The organism is Caldibacillus sp. 210928-DFI.2.18 (genome assembly GCF_020554505.1).
In the GTDB taxonomy this organism is placed as follows: Bacteria; Bacillota; Bacilli; order Bacillales; family Caldibacillaceae; genus Caldifermentibacillus; species Caldifermentibacillus hisashii.
Window position 1 is genome coordinate 1 of record NZ_JAJCHL010000062.1, and the last position, 20,258, is coordinate 20,258.

Consider the following 20,258-nt stretch of genomic DNA (forward strand, 5'->3'; position numbering starts at 1 on the left):
CGTAAGTGCCCGATTGGTTCAACTAACCATCAGTGGGGTAAAAAACCCCACTGATAGAAGTTTCACTTTATTATTTATTATTGGTCGGTTTCCCTTTTTCTTCTTCTTCCACAACCACAATTTTTTTTCTTCTTCATTGTTGTTTTCGGTTGTTTTAATTCCATCGATTTTTTCATTGTTCTACTTCTCATGTCCTAACCCCTTTTCTAACTATTTATATTAGTCTACGAAATTTTTAAAAACTTTGTTCATTCTATTTGCCCAGAAAAGCGCTTATTATTGTCTCAATTATTGCCCCAATTGCAGCTACAGCTAAAATAACAATGAACGGTTCCGCAATAATGGGATAAAAAGAATACAGGAAAACTAAAAAAAGACTTACCCATATCCCGGTACACCAATAGCAACTTAATAATTCCCCAATCCATCTTTTGAACTTTCCTTGTTTCGGTACTAAATACACTTCTTTGTCACCAGCTGGATTCACTTCTTCCACCTCATCAAAAAAAGGCATCCGTATCATTTCGGTTATTTTATCAAAGACAATCAAACGGGTTAATCGGAAAGTTGCTAATCCAATTAAAAAAAATGACCACCCATCAATACTAAACATAAAAATCCCTCCTCCTTCAATATATAAAAGAAATCTCATCTTTATAATTAAAAAAACTAAAAATAGGCGTTTTACCGATACCGTTATTAGCCTTCTCACATAGTCTGTAAGTGAATATGAAATACTGATAAGGAGGAAAGATAATGGGCATTAAACCAGATACATTCGACCATAACTGTGTTTGTGATATATTACTTGACATTTTAGAAGCCCAAGAAAAAGTGGACCCTGCCAATAGTCATTGCACCAGTGGATGTTCTACCTCTCTTCAGGAACTATGCGGCGGATTAAATGCAACCAGTCCCTATACAACCATCCCGGTCTCTTTGATTTGTAAAGGTACATGTGAATACTTTGTCGGAAGGGGAATCAGAAGAACCGGTACCGGTCCTGATGTAAATGTATATGAATCAATCGCTTTCCGTGTTGTAGATGTCGATCCCGAAACTTGTTGTGCAACATTAGAACTTCTACAAGCCGTTCCTGTAACACAAACGACAAACGATGAGAAAACACAAGTTGGGTTAGCGAACTTACTATTCTTTTTCTTAGACCAAGGTGCATTTGGCAGATATGTAAACACCGGTATATGCATTACGGTTGACTTGGACTGCTTCTGTGGCGTTAATTGTCATCCGGCAGTAACACCAGGACCTTTTACAGGTTAAGAATTTTTTAGATGTAGTATAGACTTATGAGTCTGTACTACTATTTTTATTGGGAAGTTTACTTGCACCTATCTCCCACCTTTGCTTCGAGTGACCGTACATGACGGATAAATAAAAAAATGGAGTTGCAACCTGCTTTAAATCAAGGTCCCGGGTTGCATCTCCATTTGCGTGTATTCTTTCCTATTCTTTTTATGTTTGAACCTCAAGCTCTTCAATTTCATCAATATGAATGGTCTCAATTTTTCTGTTTCTCCTGATTCGTACTTGATCTCCCCGTTTGCTAAGAATTTGAATCCATACTTTATCCCCATTAATTTTCGCTTCACAAACCGGCCGCTCCAATACATTCGGATAAAATGCCAACCGTCTGACCAGCTGTCTAATCTCTCGTCTCCGTTCCAATTTTTCCTTATTCAGCGTTTCTTCTGTATCATCTCGAGCCTCATTCATTTCTTCTACATGCGTACCCCCGGTTTCCTTCCGATCTGTTTCAACTACTTCTAGATCTGCTAAGGAAAAATCCTTACCTTCTGAAAATGTATCATCATCTTCACTTTCTTCTATAATTAAATTACCCTCGACATCCGGTGTGTCTGTTCCATGTTCTTCATAAGTTTGCATGTCTTTATTATTCATTAGGTCTAATTCATTAACCGCCTCTTCCAGTATTAGCTCGCCACTTATTTTTTCAATAAAGTCTTCTGTATTGTTTTCTTTTTCTTGATTGCTCATTTGACCATCCTGTTTTTTTTCCTCATCTGTCGCTTCTGCTTGAGTTCTTTCTTTTTCATCCATAATATGTTCGCCCCCACCACGATCATGATAAAAATCGATAAAAAAACGATACTCATTTTGAACATTTACATTTCCTATCATATAATCGGGCTGTTGAATAAACATGGTTGGTTTCCATTTTTTACCTTTAGCGCTCTGTTTCATGCTTTGTCCCCTTTCACACAAATTCTGCCTTATTATTTGTATGCGGAAAAAAGCAATTGTGTTAATTGCTTAATCAATGGAAAAGAACACTTATTTATGTAAAATAAAGATAAAGGTAAACGCATAAAAAGTTCTTGTTCTGAAAATTTGCATTCAAATACCGTTTTTCGGGTTGTACGTAATACGGATTATACCAATCTTGTGTAAAATTTACGGATCCTTTTTAGGTACCGGTCAGGAAATCTATCGTTTTGAGGGGAAGGGTTTTTTTGGAAAATCATCGTGAGGATATAAAACTTGATTTGACCGAGTTTGATCAACCGGGAATCATAGCAAAAAATGCAGCAATTGTTTTGTTAAAAAATAATCTTAAAAGAATAAAAGAAAACGAGAATATCTACTATGATAAGGAAAAAGATGCTCAGTTCATGAAAAAGTATTATAGAAAGTTGAACCTTCATGGGAAAGGAAAAAATGTATTTTATTCCCTCCATTCCTATTTAAAAAAGACGCATAAAAATATCATTCCTTATTTTTTGAGTAAAGATATGTATTTATATACATGGGTCGATTTACAACCGGACGGTACAATGAAAAGTATTTATTCAGGAAAAATTAATGATCCGGATACATTTCTTTTAGATGATTTTATGACCGTCAATGAGCGGTATGAAAAATTTCAGGAATTAAACCAGTTATATTTGAATAAGCATGAAATGTTAAAAAGAGTGAAATCAATCGATTATGAGTCAAAATTTAACACAGAGCATATTGTTCCTCAAAGTTGGTTCAATGCAGCGGAACCGATGAAAGGAGATCTTCATCATTTATTTGTTTGTCAGCCGGATTGCAATACATTACGTTCCAATTTACCGTATGGCGACCATGCTTTTTATAATCCCGAATCAGAAACAGAACCGATTCGTAATCATTGCGGAGTTGCTTCCGGGGAATATTTTGAACCGGAATACGGCAAAGGGACGGTTGCCCGGGCAATGCTCTATTTTTTCGTTCGCTACCCGGATGCTATAAAGAAATCAATTATGAAAAAAATACATATACCTGTATTGTTAAAATGGAATCGGGATTTTCCGGTGACCGTTTACGAAAAACACCGCAATCTTGCTATTTATGAGATCCAAGGCAACCGTAACCCGTTTATCGACTTTCCTGAGTTAGCCGGTATCATCTGGCCGTAAAAACTCTATAAAAAAGCACACTGGTCACAATAAACATATTACCAATCAGTGTGCTCTATTTATTTTATTGTATTATGTTGTTGAAAGAATCTTTTTACATCCCGGAAACAGGTTATAATTCATCTTCTGCATATTTTTCATCCATGTTTTTCCCCTCACAAAATAGAACATAACCAAGTTTCATTAGCAAGTGTTTTTATCATTTTATATTACGTATAATCTTCCAGTCCTTTTCGTTCACGCACTTCTCCATTTGCAAGCTCTAAAGCCTTTTTCCAAGTCTTTTCCGTCTCATATTTAAAAAATTTATACAGAGGATTCAAATCTTCTGTTTCATCATACTTTTGCAGACACTCATAATATAATTTTTTATCCTCATTATAAACGATGAAAGGGGGATGGTTATGCGTCATCAAATAATAATTCATCATTGTTCTGCCTACCCGGCCGTTTCCGTCTGCAAAAGGATGAATATATTCAAAACGGGCATGGAAATACGTCGCCACTTTTAAAATTTCTTTTCCGTCATACTCATTCACTTCTTCAATCAATTGGATCATGTCACTTTCTACATTTTCAGCAGAAGAACCAACTTCCAAAATACCAGTAACATAATCATGTTTTTTAAACTCGCCCGGGCGCTCTTCATTGACAATGTATCGCTTTTCATCATACGTTCCGCCGGTTAAAATCTTATCAATTTCTTTAATAAGATCAACACTTAATTTTTCTCTTTTTATTATTTTTTCTTTTAAATACTCATAACACAGTTTTTGATTATATTGTTCAAATATAGCACGAGGGCTGCCACTGAAATTGATAACTTTACCGCTTTCAAATATTTATCTAAATCTTCAGCCGAATTGATTTGATAGGACTGCCACAATTTCAAAACTTCCCTGTATTTTTCCAAGTGACATCCCTTTCCTTTCATTAGCTAATAGGAAAGTATAAATTTTTCAATTTCTACTTTCCTAACGCATACTTCCTTTCATCATACCACACACTTAAAGAAATAAGACGTGATGCCGGACTTTGCTTACTTCCCATAAGTCATGTAGAAAACTGACATTGCCGATCAATTTATCGAACTAGCTTTAAAAATTAAATCCCGCTTAAAATATGGAATCCGGCATCGACATGAATATTTTCCCCGGTAATTCCGCGAGATAAATCACTGAATAAAAATAATGCGGTATCGCCCACTTCTTCTTGCGTCACGGTCCTCCGTAGCGGTGCCTTTTCTTCAATTTGATTTAATACGGAATTAAAACCACGAATTCCTTTAGCAGATAATGTTCGAATCGGTCCCGCCGATATCGAATTAACGCGAATACCGTCCTTTCCAAGATCATTCGCCAAATATTTAACACTTGCATCCAACGAAGCTTTCGCAACACCCATCACATTATAATTCGTGACAACCCGTTCGCCACCTAGATATGTAAGAGTAATAATACTTCCGCCTTCAGTCATAAGCGGTCTGGCTTCCTTGGCTACGGCCGTCAAAGAATAGGCACTGATGTTTTGGGCCAGCAAAAAGCCGTCACGGGACGTATCGACAAATTCACCTTCTAAATCTTCCCGGTTGGCAAATGCGATGCAGTGCGCAACACCGTGAATTGTACCGACTTGATTTTTTATTTCTTGAAAACAAGCAGTAATATCTTCATCAACTGTCACATCACATTGCAGCAACAAATAATCTTTGCCTTCTAATGTTTCCGCTAATTCTTTCACATTTTTAAGCATGCGATCTTGGTTGTATGTAAAAATCAGTCGGGCACCAGCCTTGTCGAGAGACCGGGCAATTCCCCAAGCAATACTCCTTTTGTTGGCAACACCCATAATGACAAATGTTTTCCCTTTTAGCGACAATACCATATTTCTTCCTCCGTTTCAAAATTCAATGTATTCCAAACTCCTGTTTATTACATGTTATTAGTACCTACTACTAATAGTACTATATTCTTCGCAAATTGAAAAGTAAGAAAATGGTTGAAAATAATGTGTACGACTAATTTTATCGTTTTCTACCAATAATTGTTGTCATTCCGAACAAAAGAAACACATACCCCAGTACCTCACCGATCTTTAGGAAAAGTTCAGTAAAATTTTGCTGTTTGGGGATACCTTTCAAGCAATATTTTGTTTGCTTCTTGAAGTTTCTCTGAATATTCCAGATAAGAAGCGCTCAAAATCTTCAAATTTTCAACAAAAACTTCATCATAGCCGCTACTTTGCTGAAACTCTACCAACAATTGTTGCAATTTGAAAGCAGGTGTTGACTTATAAGCTTTCGAATTCCGAAATTTGATATACTCCTCAATTTCCTGTTGATTGTTAACAATATAGTTTTCGATATCTTTAACTGCATTTAGGAAAGTACTATTCATTTTTTCAATGACTTCCTGATCCGTTAAGGGAATAACACTTTCTAAATATTCTTCCATTTCCCGCGTTATTCTCACTTTATCCAAAAAATCGACAATTTTACCATATGCTTCCTCTTTTTCTGCCGTATCTGCTTTTTCATTTAGAAATTGACCGAAATGAACAGACAAAAATATACCGTATACGCCCGGAAAAGCCTGAATTAATTTTTCTTTAATGGTAAAAGACCTGTTGAGATGAATGTCAATATATTCTATTCCTTTATCAACATTATAGTTTTCAATAAGTAGTTCAAGGCATTTTTGTTGTTCCATTACTTTTTCCCTCTTTAAATCCATTAAATATTTGTACTTTAACAGGGACACAGCCTTATTACTACTCAAAAGGACATTTTTAATTTCAGAAATCGTTAATCCCAACTTTCTCAGAACAAAAATTTCCTTTAATGTCGATACATCTTCTTCACTATAATTTCTATATCCATTTTCTCCAATGTTCGGACGAATAAGCCCATGCTTTTCGTAATAATATATCGCCTTTTTTGTTAAGGAACATTTTTTGCAAACCTCATGTATGAACATAACGATCACCTCACAAAATAATCATAGACTAATCCCTAAGGTAATAGTCAACCTAAATATAAGTTTCATTAAAACAATTTTTCGTTTATAGTAAAAAATACCCTCGTTAAAGGATGTTCTGCTTTAAATTGTAAAGAAGGGATTCAATTGTATGAAATTCGATATTATTGGAGATGTCCATGGTTGCTATGAGGAATTAATGGAGTTATTGGATAAATTAGGTTATCAGTTTTTTGGTGATGAAATAAAGAATAATCAAGATCGAACACTTGCCTTTTTAGGCGACTTAACGGATCGGGGTCCGGATTCCGTGAAAGTAATTGAACTTGTTTATTCACTTGTTAAGCAAAATCAAGCAGTTTATACACCAGGGAATCATTGTAATAAATTATATCGTTATTTTCTCGGAAATAACGTGCAAATATCTCATGGATTAGAGACAACGGTTGCTGAATATGAACATTTGCCGGTAGAAAAGCAACGAGAAATTCGGACAAAATTTATCAAATTATATGAAGAAGCACCCATGTATTTGCAATTGGATGGCGGAAAATTAATCATCGCCCATGCCGGAATCCGCGAAGATTTTATCGGTCGTACGAATAAAGAAGTTCAAACCTTTGTTTTGTATGGGGATGTTAACGGGGAAAAACTTTCGGATGGGAGACCGGTTCGAAAAGATTGGGCAAAATATTATCAAGGCAATCGGATCATTGTTTACGGTCATACTCCCGTCCATAATGTAAGAATTGTAAATCATACATATAATATTGATACCGGTTGTGTATTCGGTGGCAAATTAACGGCCCTTCGCTATCCGGAAATGGAGATCATTCAAGTTCCTTCTCACCAAAAATATGTTTCGGAAAAATTCACAAAATTCCCTTAAAAGTTTTTTTATTTTTCATGGCAAAACTGGGGCATATCCGCCCCTCTAAAAAAATGTTTGAATTCGTTCACTTGCTTCATATCCTGTGAATAAACCAACTAAATATCGTGTCCGGAAAATCAATTAAAGTAATATTTTTGTACTTTTTCAATGATCCGAGTCACCTGCTGAAATCTCCAAAAGCTTCTCCATATCTCTCGGCAATGGTACGGAAAACTCCATCGTTTTTTCCATATCAGGATGTAGAAAATGAAGACGCCGACAATGTAAAGCCTGGCGGTTCAAAAAGAACTGTGAACCGCCATATAAATCATCTCCCACTAACGGATGACCGATATGAGCCATATGTACGCGAATTTGATGCGTTCTACCGGTTTCCGGCATTACCCTAACATGCGTAATCTGTTTATGTTTATATCGTTCAACAACTTGAAAATGGGTGCAGGCGTATTGACCGTCATCTGCTACAGTACGTTCGATAATACTGTCCTGTTTTCGACCAATGGGTGCTTCAATCATCCCGTTGTTTTCCGCGACGATTCCTTCAACAAATGCTTCATATTCCCGTTTTACCTGTTTTTCCTGTTGCTGTTTGCTTAGAATATGATGGATGTGACGATATTTAGCCACTAAAACAAGTCCTGATGTATTTCGGTCAAGCCTTGTGATAATATGAGGAGCTGCCGTTAAGCCAATTCCCTTATAATAACCCATTACCGCATTGACTAGACTTCCGGTCGGATGCTCTCTGGACGGTATCGTATTCATAAATGCCGGTTTATTTATAACCAGTACATAATCATCTTCGTAAACAATGTGAAGAGGGATTTTTTCAGGTAAGAGAGTTTGGCTGGGCTCCTCAACCGGAAAAATAACGGTTAACTGCTCCCCCTTTTTTAAAACATGCCGTACCGTTACATGAATGCCGTCTATTAAAATATTGCCGCCATGAAGCTTTATATCGGTTAATGAAGTTTTAGAAATTCCCCGCTCTTGTAAGTATTGTCTCGTTGTTTTTCCGTGATCATTTTCTGTAATGACCCATTCAAGTATGAAAGGTTTTGCCATAAATCATTTCTAACTCCTTTGTTTTAACAATAGTAAGTGCTTGTCATTATTTCTACAAATGGCTTCCAAGGAAAAAATCAACTATTCATCGATAAATGACGCACGGACTCTTGACCAGAACGGGAACGGTTTGTATCTGGCAAAACGAATCTTTTGATCAGCCACTCGAAATTGCAGCGACTGGATATCTTTCTGAACAAATGTTAAATGATCGATTCCGATTAAGAAATCTTTATGGGTTACAGGTCGAAAAATACATTTATGATGGGCCGGTAAAATTAACGGCGAACCGATTGTCCGAAAAACGCGATTATTGATCGAAGCCATTTCGGCAATCTGGATTGATTCCAATGACGGATGAATAATGGCCCCTCCCAACGCTTTATTGTAGGCAGTGCTTCCGGATGGAGTGGAAACACATAACCCATCTCCTCGAAATCTTTCAAACAATTCATCTTTAATCTCAACATCAATTACAAAGGTACCTTCTACACTTTTAATGGTCGCTTCGTTCAATGCCAGATAATGTTCTTCTTTTCTTTCGTTATTATAATAAATAATGACTTCAAGTAACGGATATTCGACAATCCGACATTTTGTTTTGGCAATAGCGATGACAAGTTTTTCAATTTCATCCGGCATCCAATCTGCATAAAATCCTAAATGACCGGTATGAATACCGACAAATGCTGTATCATTAAGACGATGGCGATAACGTTGAAAAGCTGATAACAGTGTACCGTCTCCCCCTACCGAAATCGTAATTTCGGGCTCTATTTCATCATATTCCAATTTGAAATCGGTCAAATAGCTTTTCAATTTCTCGGATAACGTATTCGACTTTTCATCCCCTTTTGAAACGATGGCAAATTTCAAATCTTTGCACCCCCATGTTTAATTTATAATTGGCTCCCAAAAGGTTTTCAGAAATTTTTTTGCTAAATGATGCATGCCACAAAATGATTGTACAGGAACCAATAGCTTTTTGAAAAAATAAGCTTTTTAGTGTTAAGCATCTTGTGGATAATCTTTTTTACTGGAAAAAAATCTTTGAGCATCCCTAATTTCTTCTCTAATTTCCGACATTTCTTCATCAAGCAAAAACGCTGCTTCTGCTGCCCGCTGAAGTCGGAACTGGATATCTTCCGGGAATTGACCGTTATATTTATAATTTAGAGAATGTTCGATCGTCGCCCAAAAATTCATGGCTAATGTACGAATTTGAATTTCCGCCAACACTTTCTTTTCACCATGAATTGTCTGGACCGGATAACTGATAATGACATGATAAGATCGATAACCGCTCGCTTTTTTATGCGATATATAATCTTTCTCCTCAACAATCTCTAAATCATTACGGTTTCTAAGCAGCTCAACAACTTTTTTTATATCATCAACGAACTGACACATAATCCGCAGTCCGGCTATATCGTACATCGTATGTAATTCATCTAAAGGAATATTTTTTTGTTTTGCCTTGTCTAGTATACTTGCGATCGGTTTAACACGACCGGTCACAAATTCAATTGATGAATGTGTTTTTTCTAATTCAAATTGTCTGCGAATCCCTTTTAATTTTATTTTTAACTCCTCAACAGCTTGCCGGTAGGGTTCTAAAAACTCTTCCCAATTCATTTTGAAATCACCTCTGTACATAACGCACACTTCTTCCGTGTTATATCAACCACATTGATTTTATTAAAATTAGGTACTACTTCCAGCGGTTTTTTTATCTGCTGATCAGAAGGAATACATCCTAAATGCGTAGTCTTTGTGATAACGTTTGTATGACCCACACCGTATCCTTCCGACCAATCGGCATTTACCGATATGTCAAATTTATTTCTTCAGTTTTTATATGGTAATCTGATATTATTTTACCATACAGTCGCAAAAAGATTAGATATTCGCTCAAAATAATTATACGAAGGTTATAAAGAAAAATTTTGAGATCGTGATTTCGATTCATTCAATTATGTGGGGGTAAATTATGGAAAATCATTTAGAAATTGAATTTAAAAATGTATTGACAAAAGATGAATTTATTAGATTGCAACAATTTTTAGGGGTAACCGAAAATGATTTTTTTCTCCAAGTAAATGACTATTTTGACACCGATGACTTTGCGCTAAAAAAAGCCGGTTGCGCTCTCCGAATTAGAACGAAAGAGGGGCATATGGAGTTAACATTAAAAGAACCAAATGACGAGGGGCTTTTGGAAACAAATGAACCTATATCAGAAGTTGAGCGGGATTTGTTACTTGAACATGAAGTTTTTCCTAAAGGAGCAATCGAAAAAAAATTAAAGTCAATGCAAATTTCGCTTGAAAAAATTAGTCATTTCGGTACATTGACTACTTCCAGGGCTGAAATTCCGTTTTATGAGGGGCTTTTAGTACTGGATAAAAGTTTTTATTTAAATAAAGAAGATTTTGAGGTAGAATATGAAGTGACGGACCCAAAAGCGTACAAACATATTACTCGTCTGTTAACATCTTTGAACATTCCCGTAAGAAAGACAGAAAATAAAGTACAACGTTTTTATAATGTATGGCGAAAAAAGCGGTCCGTATAAATGTTGAAGAGGTTGTGTGTCGATGAATATACAACAAATCAAAACAATTTTAGAAATTAATGCTTTGAGAGATATGGACAGTTTGAGCGGGAATTCTTCATCGTCCGGCAGTTCTCCGTTGTTTTCTTCCATGCTCGAACAGTTATTAGTATTACAAAATATAAATAATGAAACAAAGAATGCTACTATAGCTGTTTCCCCTGCCGGAAACGGTTTACCTTCTTTGCAAACAAATATAAAACCAGCCGTAAAGATTGCTGATGAACAACTGCAACCGATAATTGAAGAGGCAGCAAAAACTTACAATTTACCTGTTTCCTTGCTCGTTTCTGTGATCAAACAAGAGTCAAATTTTAATATTTATGCGGTTAGTCCCAGTGGAGCACGGGGACTGATGCAGTTAATGCCATCTACCGCCAAAAGTTTAGGCGTTATGAATATTGATGATCCGAGAGAAAATATAATGGCTGGTGCAAAATATTTACGGCAAATGCTTGACCGTTACGGTTCACTTGATGTGGCTCTGGCTGCTTACAATGCCGGACCTGGCAATGTCGAAAAATATAACGGGATTCCCCCTTTTAAAGAAACAAAAAATTACGTAGCTAAAATTTTGAAAGATGTTATCGTATAAGCTCCATTATAAAATATTCGAAATAAAACACCCGGTGGAAAATTAACCGGGTGATGTTTTGATGAATTGGAGTTAATAGGCAATCGTTTAATCCTTTTTTGCATGCTCATTTTTTCACATTTTATTGTGCTTCTCAGTTTTCAACTTGACTACGATGAATTGCTCAGCCTATCATGAAAAAGCTATTTATTTGAGTTAATTCTTCTACGCTGTTAAAATATATCCAAAGTGAAATAAAGGAGTTATCCGTTATGGAAAGGAAAATAATTTCACAGTTTGAAATGGTCGGGGAAGAAACATTGCATAAAATCGTGGATGCATTTTATAAAAGAGTTAAACTGCATCCGGATTTGTCACCAATTTTTCCGGATGATTTGCGAGAAACAGCCAGAAAACAAAAGCAATTCTTAACCCAGTTTTTAGGCGGACCTCCTTTATATACATCTGAACATGGCCACCCGAGATTGCGGATGAGACATCTTGCTTTCCCTATTACTCCAAAAAGGGCAAACGCATGGCTAACTTGCATGTCTCAAGCAATGGATGAAGTAGGTTTTTCCGGTCCGATCCGGGAAGAGTTTTTTTCGCGGTTAGTAATTACTGCCCACCATATGGTTAATACCGATGATGAATATGAAAGTAGAAAAGGTGAGGTCCAGTGATCGACAAAAATCGTTATGATTTCAATTTATCTAGCTTGATTAGCGGTAGTGACAGACCGCTTGAAATGTATTTATTTATCGATCCGCTATGTTCAGACTGTTTTGCTCTAGAACCGATTATAAAAAAATTACAATTTGAATACGGTCATTACTTCAGTTTAACTTATGTATTAAGCGGCAAGTTGACAGACTTAAATTCCGGACCACGCAAATCGATAACAAAGAAATTAGAAAAAACGGTTCGCAGAAAATGTATTGATTGTGATGATATTCAAGCGGACTTGAATTTAACTTCCCCGTTTTTAGCGTCCATTGCCGTAAAAGCTGCTGAATTGCAAGGAAAAAAAGCAGGAATTCGTTTTTTGCGGAAACTTCAGGAATATTTTTATTTAAAAGGTGAAGATATTACGGAATTAAATACGCTTATTAAATGTGCCCATGATTCCTTATTGGATGTGGATGAATTTTATAAAGATATACATTCAGAAAGCACTTCCCATGCTTTCCAGTGTGATCTGAAAATTTCTAATGAAATGGACGTAACGGAAACACCAACAATTGTTTTCTTTAACAATAATGTTGAAGAAGAAGGACTGAAATTAGCAGGTGTAAATCCTTATGAAGTATATATTGAAATTATGACTGATATATTGGGAGAACGTCCTGTCAGCAATTCATTACCGCCTTTATTATCATTTATTCGTTATCATGAAATTGTCTCCACGGATGATATCGCATTTGTTTACGATTTACCTCATTTACAAGTGGAATTAGAAATGAAAAAGTTGCTGCTCCAGCAAGTTGTTGAACGTATTCATACCGAACACGGTACATTTTGGCGCATAAATTACAATAATAAAAAATGACAAGATATAAGCACTGTTTGATAAAGTAGTTTGACTTTATTAAGCAGTCTTTTTTTTTACATTAACAAATGGTAAATAGAAAGAGAGGTCCAGCAGATGGGTGGTCCACTGTACCTCTCTTCCATGTTACGAACAAAGGGGATGGGAGAAATTTTCACGGTCAAACAAAGGGGTATATGTTTGTTTGTGAATAACTTCACACCACTATAATATCAAATCCTCAACCTTTGTGCAAGTCATTATTATATATTTCACATTTTCGACACATTTTTTGTCATACTGGGACAAATTTCACCCACCTATCATACTGTACCGCACCGCTACATAAAATGATAAGGACAAATTATCTAATGAGAGTGATCATATGAATCGTTGGTATATAGGTGGGTTTATTTTATTAGTCATTGTTTCTTTTGTCGGTTATCTCTTTGGTATTTTGAAAATTTTTCCATTGTATCTGACGGCAACTTTCCTATTTTTTTCTATCTTAATATTTTTATCTTACATAAATTACCATAACCAATTTAAAGGATTTAAAAAATAATACTATGTGACAAATTGTCAAAATGTCTAATAGTAGAAAGTATCTTGGAGTGATAAATCAAAATAAGTTTTTGTATCAGTATAGAAAGGGCAAATTTTGCAGGTGAATTCACCCAAACTTGCCCTTTTTCACATACCTTCATTTATCTATTTAAAAGTCGTTCCATTTCAGTCAATTTCTCTTCAAAAACTTTGCAGGCGTTTTCGATCGGTTCCGACGTTGTCATATCCACCCCGGCTTTTTTCAACACTTCGATTGGATAATCCGAGCTTCCGGATTTCAAATAACCGATATATCGTTCTACGGCAGGCTCTCCTTCTTCTAAAATTTGTTTACTCAATGCCGTTGATGCACTTAAGCCCGTTGCATATTGGTAAACATAATAGTTGTAGTAGAAATGTGGAATTCTCGCCCATTCTAAGCCAATTTCCTCGTCAATAACAACATCATCACCAAAATATTTTTTATTTAAATCATAATAAATGTTTGTCAGTAATTCTGCCGTCAATGCTTCCCCTTTTTGGGAACGAATGTGAATATCATGTTCAAATTCAGCAAACATGGTCTGCCGGAATACCGTGCCACGGAATGTTTCCAAATAATTATTCAAAATGTACAGCCGTTTTCTATCATCGTCCAATGTTTTTAACAAATACTCACTTAATAAATTTTCATTACAAGTGGAGGCAACTTCGGCAACAAAAATCGAATAATCGCCATAAGGAAATGGTTGGTATTTCCTTGTATAGTAACTATGTACCGAATGACCAAATTCATGGGCAAGGGTAAACAAATTATTGACACTGTCTTGCCAGTTTAACAATATATACGGATCGGTTCCATACGCTCCGGATGAGTAAGCCCCGCTTCTTTTTCCTTTATTTTCATGGACATCTACCCAGCGATTGGCAAACCCTTCTTTTAAAACGGAAAGATATTCTTCCCCCATTGGAGCCAATCCTTTTAAGACGATATCTTTTGCCTCTTCAAAGGTCACTTCCATTTTGACATCTTTAACAAGCGGTGTATACAAATCATACATATGCAATTCATCAAGTCCAAGCACCTTTTTCCGTAATGCGACATAACGGTGTAGAAGCGGCAAGTTTTTATTGATTGTTTCCACTAAATTATCATATACCGACTCCGGAATATTGTTGGCGGATAGTGCGGCTTCCCGTGCCGATTTGTATTTACGGACATTAGCATAAAAATTATTGCGTTTTACTTGTCCGCTTAGTGTACTCGCAAACGTATTTCGAAATTTCCCATACGTTTCATATAAAGCATGAAACGCATCTTTTCGCACACGGCGATCCGCACTTTCTAAAAAGCGAATATAACGGCCGTGCGTTATTTCGACTTCTTCTCCGTTTTCATCCACAATAGATGGAAACTCCAAGTCTGCGTTATTTAGCATGCCGAATGTATTACTCGGCGCATCCGTCACTTCTGTACTTTGGGCTAAAATCGCTTCTACTTCAGGTGACAATACATGCGGACGTTGCAAATTAATTTCTTCCAAAGCATGCTCATATAACTTTAATTCTTCTTTTTCGGTTAAAAACTGTCGAATTTTATTCTCATCAATCGCCAGTAATTCGGGGACAACGAAGGAAAAAGCACTTGCTGCCTGAGTATACAAATTTCTCGCTTGATCATTCATTCCTTGATAGAAAGAATTTGTCGTATCCTGATCATATCGCATATGGGCATATGTATACAATTTCCCCAGTCGCATCATCACTTCATCTTGATATTGCAATGCTTCATATAAAACGTCAGCATTTTCACCAAGTTTCCCTTGAAATTCAAAAGCTTTAGGAATTATCGCTTTAATCTGCTCAAACTCCTCTTTCCATTTTTCGTCTGTTGCAAAAATATTTTCCAGTGCCCATGTATCCTTTACCGGGATTTCATTTCTTGCCGGCAGTTTTTTTACTGCTTTTTCTGTTGACATCATAACTCCTCCATTCATTGGTAATTTATTTCCTATATATGTATGCAATTCTAAAAAGATGAAAGGAAATATATGTTAATTCTAAAAATAACCCTATCTAATCATTCCGTCAATAGAAAAGGTTTTAAAATGATTGCTTTATAACGACGATAAAAATCCTTGCTTTTTTCTTGCCTGAAAAGATGTGGATTGACAATTCGTTTTGGTACTTTCTTTACAATTAATTTGTCCCCAATTCTGCTGAAAAATCCAATATCGGTTAAAATTTGTAAATAATCATGAACGGGACGATAATGTTCTGATTCGGAAAAGAGCACTAAATCACGGAATTTAATTATTTGTTTCAAACTGTGAACGACAAATGATTTTATTTGTTGAACGGGAATAGCTTCTCCTTTTTTTCGTCTATATAAAAAATAAAACCAAATATAAAATTGCCATTCTATTGGATGATTATAAATAAGAAACATATTTCTTACCGGCAAGCCAATCTCAGGAGGAAGTTCTGTTACATGAATTTGATGATGATATAAAAACTGTAAAAAGGGATTGTTTCTTCCATTGGGCATTAGGGATAGCCTCTGTATCCATTTTTCCAATTGGTCATTCCAATTTTCGTAAAACCGGTGAGATTGCCGTTTTTGTGATAGAACTTTCACCAATGTATCCTTAAGGGTAAATTTATTAATGCTCGTATATGCACGATTAATTGAGAACGGAATAATATTGTTATATAAATAGAGGCAGTCGGTTTCCGGATCAAACGAAAGCAAAAAGGAAGTTCCATTTGCAGTTTTATTAATAAAACCGGTTAAAAACTCACTTAAATGAATCATAGATCCATATCGTGTTGTTACATGTTTTTGATTAACAATCCAAAGCGGCCAGTATGAATATTTTAAATAATTTAATGTCCGCCGCTTGATTTCGTTTGTCTGTATGATCGAACATTGGAATTCAACTGCAACTTTTTTTCCACCCCATTCAAACAGCAAATCAGGTTGTTGATTCAAGGCAGATAGAAATACTTCCATTCTCGGTTGAAATCCTTGTACGGTTAACCATTCATATAATTTCTTTTTTCCCAGCAAATGGATTTCTGACTCTCCTTCCGGTTTTATCGGACATTTACTCTTATGGGCAAAATGAGGAATTTTTTTCACACCCATTTTAAGAATTAATTCACCATTGCAGGAAGGGCAAAAAAACGGTTCGTGCTTTTTAATATCCTTAATTGCATCGTAAGTTCCATTTAAAACGGATATAAAGTCACCTGAACTCGTTTTAGCAATGAACAAATGATTCTCCTCCTTTCCCGGATGTTCCTTATTATGAACGGGTTTCATAAACTCGTCAAAAGATGAAAATAACCGTTTTGAAGGATAAAAACATAAAAAAATACCGATTCTCCTTGGCAGAAAACCGGTTTTTTATAAAAATGGAATTCAAAATCGTCATTTTTACATTTAATGAAAATATTTCCGAATAACCGTAAAGACATTTTCAGAAATAATTTCCTTCCCGTACTCTTGTAAAAAATGAATCGTTCGTTGTGATTCCATACTATATTCGAGAATGATGCTCAAACAATCATCAATTTCTTCTTCGGTAAAAACGTCAAACGGAAAGTCTATATATAAGTAATAAGAATTTTCAACTGCGTATAGTTTCGTTATAGCACCTTCAGGATTCAAACGTTTGGCCAGCGGGATGAGATCATCGAATTCATTAAAGTAAGCAACAAAGGAAATCGAATGTTCATCCACCTCTTCCATTTCTTCTTGCTCACTGTATTGGAAATGGTGGTCAAGTATGTCATCTACTTGCTCAGTTATTGGAAAAGCACTAAATTTTCCTTCAAGCGGTAATTCCAAGCGACCGCCGTCTTTAGTAAGTTGTGCTTTTGTGACAAATACTTCCAATCCTTTCTCTAAAGCTTGAACTTGAATCCATAACGGTCCGTCGAAAGGAAAGTCCTCTTCTTCGTTTACTTCATCCATTACTTCCCAAAATAATTGCTCACTTTTTTCACGACTATACCAAATTTCTTCACGATCAAATCCTCGTTCTTCTACATCTACATAAGAAATAAAAAATTTTAATGTATTCTCATTAATGCGTTCGATCTCCATTTCATAACGCTCCCTTCTCGACCATTTATTTGAAGGGTAAAGTTCCCTTGAAAAAACCAAAAAAGTCCGTCTTTTTTCCCGCCTAAATGAACATATTGTATGTCTTCTAATCCTATTTTATGACAAAACCAAAAAGAACGGAAATAAAAAAGACTAAATTATTATAAAATAAGTAACCAACCCAATTCAACTACATGTCCATATGGTAACCGTACATGTAAGTTTAAGTCATAGTATTTTAAAAAAACCATATTTAGAAAAAAACCTTCACGCACTTTTGCATGAAGGTGGCTGATTAACTTATTATATACCGTTTTTTAAAAACAGTAAAGGGATTGGTTTTTTCAATCAGTTGACAAGTTTTTGTGCTTCCCTTAATTGATAAGTCCGTACTTTTCTTGGAAGGAAACGGCGGATCTCATCTTCGTTATAACCGACCTGTAGCCGTTTTTCGTCAATAATAATCGGACGGCGTAAAAGTCCCGGATTTTCTCTAATTAGTTGAAACAATTGTTGTAATGGAAGCGCGTCCAAGTTCACATGCAACTTTTGGAAAGTTTTCGAACGTGTTGAAATGATTTCATCTGTACCGTCTTCTGTCATCCGAAAAATTTCCTTGATTTCTTCAATTGTCAAAGGTTCGGAAAATATATTCCGTTCTTTAAATGGTATGTTATGTTCCTCTAGCCAAGCTCTTGCTTTCCGACAAGAAGTACAACTAGGTGCAGTGTACAATGTAACCATTCTTTCGATCGCTCCTTTTGGATATTTTTGTATATGAATATTTATTTCAACATCTTTAAATTAAAATTAATTTAAAATAGGAATATCTTTTTCTTAATTATACATGATTTTCAAGAAATTGGGTATATATTTTAAAATAATTTTTGATTTTTTTTGAGACGGTTAATCGTAAAAAGCTTACTATTTATATTGAATAAAAATAAGGTGAATAACACTAATTTCCTAAAGTATCATACTCAATAGGAAATTAGTCGGGTGTTTTTTTTGAGTATTTATTATCATTTACATTGGTCTTATTGAAAACTGTCATTTTGTGTTTTGGTTCCAATTGATTTTCTCCCCTTGCTTTATTGATTTTTATATATGAATTGCATATAATACAGATATACATTTTTAAATAATCATTACAAGTAAAGCGATGAGAAAGATTAGTACATTCTACTTATGCATTATAGAGAGTTTGTGGCGGGTGGAAACAAACTGCAAGTCGGATGGAATGGACTTTCGAGTCAAATTCGAACAACGGGACTAATTTTCTTCTGTTTAGTAGACATTTGCGTATGCCTTGCGTTAAAGGTAAAGTGACCATTTCGGTAACTAGGGTGGTACCGCGGATTTATGACCATTCGTCCCTACTTTTGGACGGATGGTTTTTTATTTCAGTAAATAGTCCATCTAAAAATGCAGGCACTACAGAGTAATCGATTTAAAAATAATGGAGGCGTTACAATGAAAACAATATTTTCAGGAATTCAACCAAGCGGAATGATAACAATCGGTAACTATATTGGGGCATTAAAACAGTTTGTCGCCTTACAGAATGAATACAATTGTTATTTTTGCATTGTTGACCAACATGCCATTACCGTTCCGCAAGATCCAAAAACATTACAGAAAAATATCCGCAGTTTGGCCGCATTATATTTAGCAGTCGGGCTTGATCCAAATAAAGCTACATTATTTATTCAATCGGAAGTACCCGCTCATGCCCAGGCAGCTTGGATGTTGCAATGCATTAGTTATATTGGTGAATTGGAAAGAATGACGCAATTTAAAGATAAATCAGCCGGAAAAGAGGCGGTTTCAGCAGGTCTTCTAACCTACCCACCACTGATGGCTGCTGATATTTTATTATATAGCGCTGATCTTGTACCGGTTGGCGATGATCAAAAACAGCATATTGAATTAACTAGAGATCTGGCTGAACGTTTTAATAAAAAATATAATGATATCTTTACGATTCCGGAAATTCATTTACCAAAAGTCGGTGCTCGGATTATGTCGTTACAGGAACCAACAAAAAAAATGAGCAAATCTGATCCAAATCAAAAAGGATTTATTTCTATGCTGGATGAACCGAAGCAAATTGAGAAAAAAATTAAAAGCGCAGTTACCGACTCAGACGGTGTTGTGAAATTCGATAAAGAAAACAAACCGGGTGTTTCTAACTTAATGTCGATTTATTCAATTTTTGGCAATATATCTATTGAAGATCTAGAAAAGAAATATGAAGGAAAAGGTTATGGTGAATTTAAAACGGATCTCGCCGAAGTAATTATTAATGCGCTGCAACCGATACAAGACCGTTATAAAGAATTAATCGATTCTGATGAACTTGATAATATTTTAGATGAAGGGGCAGAAAAAGCTGCACTGGTCGCAAATAAAATGTTACGGAAAATGGAGAAAGCAATGGGACTCGGTCGGAAAAGATAAAATCCAATTGATTTCTGTAAGAAAAGCGCAGAGCGCCCGCTTAGCGACGTACAAACTGGAGCGCCCCGCAA

General features: G+C 35.6%; 20 protein-coding genes and 1 other annotated feature. Of the genes, 8 read left to right on the plus strand and 12 right to left on the minus strand.

Going from position 1 to position 20,258, the window contains the following annotated elements:
- Positions 1 to 253 precede the first annotated feature (253 nt).
- Positions 254 to 613: a DUF1360 domain-containing protein gene (locus LIZ98_RS12415; protein WP_034769174.1), complete on the minus strand. Its 360-nt coding sequence runs from the start codon at positions 611 to 613 to the stop codon at positions 254 to 256.
- Between the two features lie 143 nt (positions 614 to 756).
- Here LIZ98_RS12415 and LIZ98_RS12420 point away from each other — a divergent pair, with 143 nt between their 5' ends.
- Entirely contained in the window at positions 757 to 1,281 is a 525-nt protein-coding gene (locus LIZ98_RS12420) for a CotY/CotZ family spore coat protein (protein WP_034769172.1), read from the plus strand.
- 192 nt (positions 1,282 to 1,473) lie between these two features.
- On the opposite strand, the gene LIZ98_RS12425 is transcribed toward LIZ98_RS12420, so the two are convergent.
- A complete protein-coding gene (locus LIZ98_RS12425) occupies positions 1,474 to 2,223 on the minus strand; it encodes a hypothetical protein (protein ID WP_227139792.1) in 750 nt (249 codons plus the stop codon).
- A 269-nt stretch (positions 2,224 to 2,492) separates the two neighbouring features.
- Here LIZ98_RS12425 and LIZ98_RS12430 point away from each other — a divergent pair, with 269 nt between their 5' ends.
- Positions 2,493 to 3,422: an endonuclease I family protein gene (locus tag LIZ98_RS12430; RefSeq protein ID WP_227139791.1), complete on the plus strand. Its 930-nt coding sequence runs from the start codon at positions 2,493 to 2,495 to the stop codon at positions 3,420 to 3,422.
- A 209-nt stretch (positions 3,423 to 3,631) separates the two neighbouring features.
- On the opposite strand, the gene LIZ98_RS12435 is transcribed toward LIZ98_RS12430, so the two are convergent.
- From LIZ98_RS12435 to LIZ98_RS12445, 3 genes are all read right to left on the minus strand, one after another.
- Entirely contained in the window at positions 3,632 to 4,264 is a 633-nt protein-coding gene (locus LIZ98_RS12435; protein ID WP_309244560.1) for a Fic family protein, read from the minus strand.
- 262 nt (positions 4,265 to 4,526) lie between these two features.
- Positions 4,527 to 5,306 carry an enoyl-ACP reductase FabI gene (fabI, locus tag LIZ98_RS12440; protein ID WP_034769167.1) on the minus strand — a complete coding sequence of 260 codons (780 nt, stop codon included), beginning with the start codon at positions 5,304 to 5,306 and terminating at the stop codon, positions 4,527 to 4,529.
- A 221-nt stretch (positions 5,307 to 5,527) separates the two neighbouring features.
- The gene (locus tag LIZ98_RS12445; RefSeq protein ID WP_227091411.1) at positions 5,528 to 6,397 is read right to left on the minus strand and encodes a MerR family transcriptional regulator; all 870 of its coding nucleotides are present in this window, start codon (positions 6,395 to 6,397) and stop codon (positions 5,528 to 5,530) included.
- Between the two features lie 151 nt (positions 6,398 to 6,548).
- Here LIZ98_RS12445 and prpE point away from each other — a divergent pair, with 151 nt between their 5' ends.
- The gene (gene prpE, locus LIZ98_RS12450; protein ID WP_227091410.1) at positions 6,549 to 7,286 is read left to right on the plus strand and encodes a bis(5'-nucleosyl)-tetraphosphatase PrpE; all 738 of its coding nucleotides are present in this window, start codon (positions 6,549 to 6,551) and stop codon (positions 7,284 to 7,286) included.
- Between the two features lie 147 nt (positions 7,287 to 7,433).
- Here prpE and LIZ98_RS12455 read toward each other — a convergent pair whose 3' ends face one another.
- From LIZ98_RS12455 to yjbM, 3 genes are all read right to left on the minus strand, one after another.
- Positions 7,434 to 8,354 (minus strand): RluA family pseudouridine synthase, encoded by a 921-nt coding sequence (locus LIZ98_RS12455; RefSeq protein ID WP_227139790.1) that lies wholly within the window; start codon positions 8,352 to 8,354, stop codon positions 7,434 to 7,436.
- Positions 8,355 to 8,435: 81 nt separating this feature from the next.
- Positions 8,436 to 9,230, minus strand: coding sequence for an NAD kinase (locus LIZ98_RS12460; protein WP_034769159.1), 795 nt, complete (start codon positions 9,228 to 9,230; stop codon positions 8,436 to 8,438).
- 132 nt (positions 9,231 to 9,362) lie between these two features.
- The gene (yjbM, locus tag LIZ98_RS12465) at positions 9,363 to 9,989 is read right to left on the minus strand and encodes a GTP diphosphokinase (protein ID WP_041847579.1); all 627 of its coding nucleotides are present in this window, start codon (positions 9,987 to 9,989) and stop codon (positions 9,363 to 9,365) included.
- A gap of 355 nt (positions 9,990 to 10,344) precedes the next feature.
- On the opposite strand from yjbM, the gene LIZ98_RS12470 reads away from it, so the two are divergent.
- The 4 genes from LIZ98_RS12470 (at position 10,345) to LIZ98_RS12485 (ending at position 13,091) form a co-directional block, all read left to right on the plus strand.
- Positions 10,345 to 10,929 (plus strand): CYTH domain-containing protein, encoded by a 585-nt coding sequence (locus LIZ98_RS12470; RefSeq protein ID WP_227091408.1) that lies wholly within the window; start codon positions 10,345 to 10,347, stop codon positions 10,927 to 10,929.
- A gap of 22 nt (positions 10,930 to 10,951) precedes the next feature.
- Positions 10,952 to 11,563: a lytic transglycosylase domain-containing protein gene (locus tag LIZ98_RS17995; RefSeq protein ID WP_108897804.1), complete on the plus strand. Its 612-nt coding sequence runs from the start codon at positions 10,952 to 10,954 to the stop codon at positions 11,561 to 11,563.
- A 251-nt stretch (positions 11,564 to 11,814) separates the two neighbouring features.
- Complete coding sequence (locus tag LIZ98_RS12480) at positions 11,815 to 12,225, plus strand: globin domain-containing protein (RefSeq protein WP_034769151.1); 411 nt, start codon at positions 11,815 to 11,817, stop codon at positions 12,223 to 12,225.
- Entirely contained in the window at positions 12,222 to 13,091 is an 870-nt protein-coding gene (locus LIZ98_RS12485) for a ClpXP adapter SpxH family protein (RefSeq protein ID WP_227139789.1), read from the plus strand. Before LIZ98_RS12480 ends, LIZ98_RS12485 begins: the two co-directional genes overlap by 4 nt.
- Before the next feature lie 686 nt (positions 13,092 to 13,777).
- On the opposite strand, the gene pepF is transcribed toward LIZ98_RS12485, so the two are convergent.
- From pepF to spxA, 4 genes are all read right to left on the minus strand, one after another.
- Positions 13,778 to 15,595, minus strand: coding sequence for an oligoendopeptidase F (gene pepF, locus LIZ98_RS12490; protein WP_227139788.1), 1,818 nt, complete (start codon positions 15,593 to 15,595; stop codon positions 13,778 to 13,780).
- A 101-nt stretch (positions 15,596 to 15,696) separates the two neighbouring features.
- Positions 15,697 to 16,893, minus strand: a complete 1,197-nt coding sequence (locus LIZ98_RS12495; protein WP_227139787.1) for a competence protein CoiA — start codon at positions 16,891 to 16,893, stop codon at positions 15,697 to 15,699.
- A gap of 168 nt (positions 16,894 to 17,061) precedes the next feature.
- Positions 17,062 to 17,727, minus strand: a complete 666-nt coding sequence (mecA, locus tag LIZ98_RS12500; RefSeq protein ID WP_041846033.1) for an adaptor protein MecA — start codon at positions 17,725 to 17,727, stop codon at positions 17,062 to 17,064.
- Positions 17,728 to 18,075: 348 nt separating this feature from the next.
- A complete protein-coding gene (gene spxA, locus LIZ98_RS12505) occupies positions 18,076 to 18,471 on the minus strand; it encodes a transcriptional regulator SpxA (protein ID WP_034769143.1) in 396 nt (131 codons plus the stop codon).
- Between the two features lie 409 nt (positions 18,472 to 18,880).
- Positions 18,881 to 19,108: a binding site (T-box leader), on the plus strand.
- A gap of 92 nt (positions 19,109 to 19,200) precedes the next feature.
- Between spxA and trpS the strand changes: the two genes are divergently transcribed.
- Complete coding sequence (trpS, locus tag LIZ98_RS12510) at positions 19,201 to 20,187, plus strand: tryptophan--tRNA ligase (RefSeq protein WP_227139786.1); 987 nt, start codon at positions 19,201 to 19,203, stop codon at positions 20,185 to 20,187.
- Positions 20,188 to 20,258: the final 71 nt, after the last annotated feature.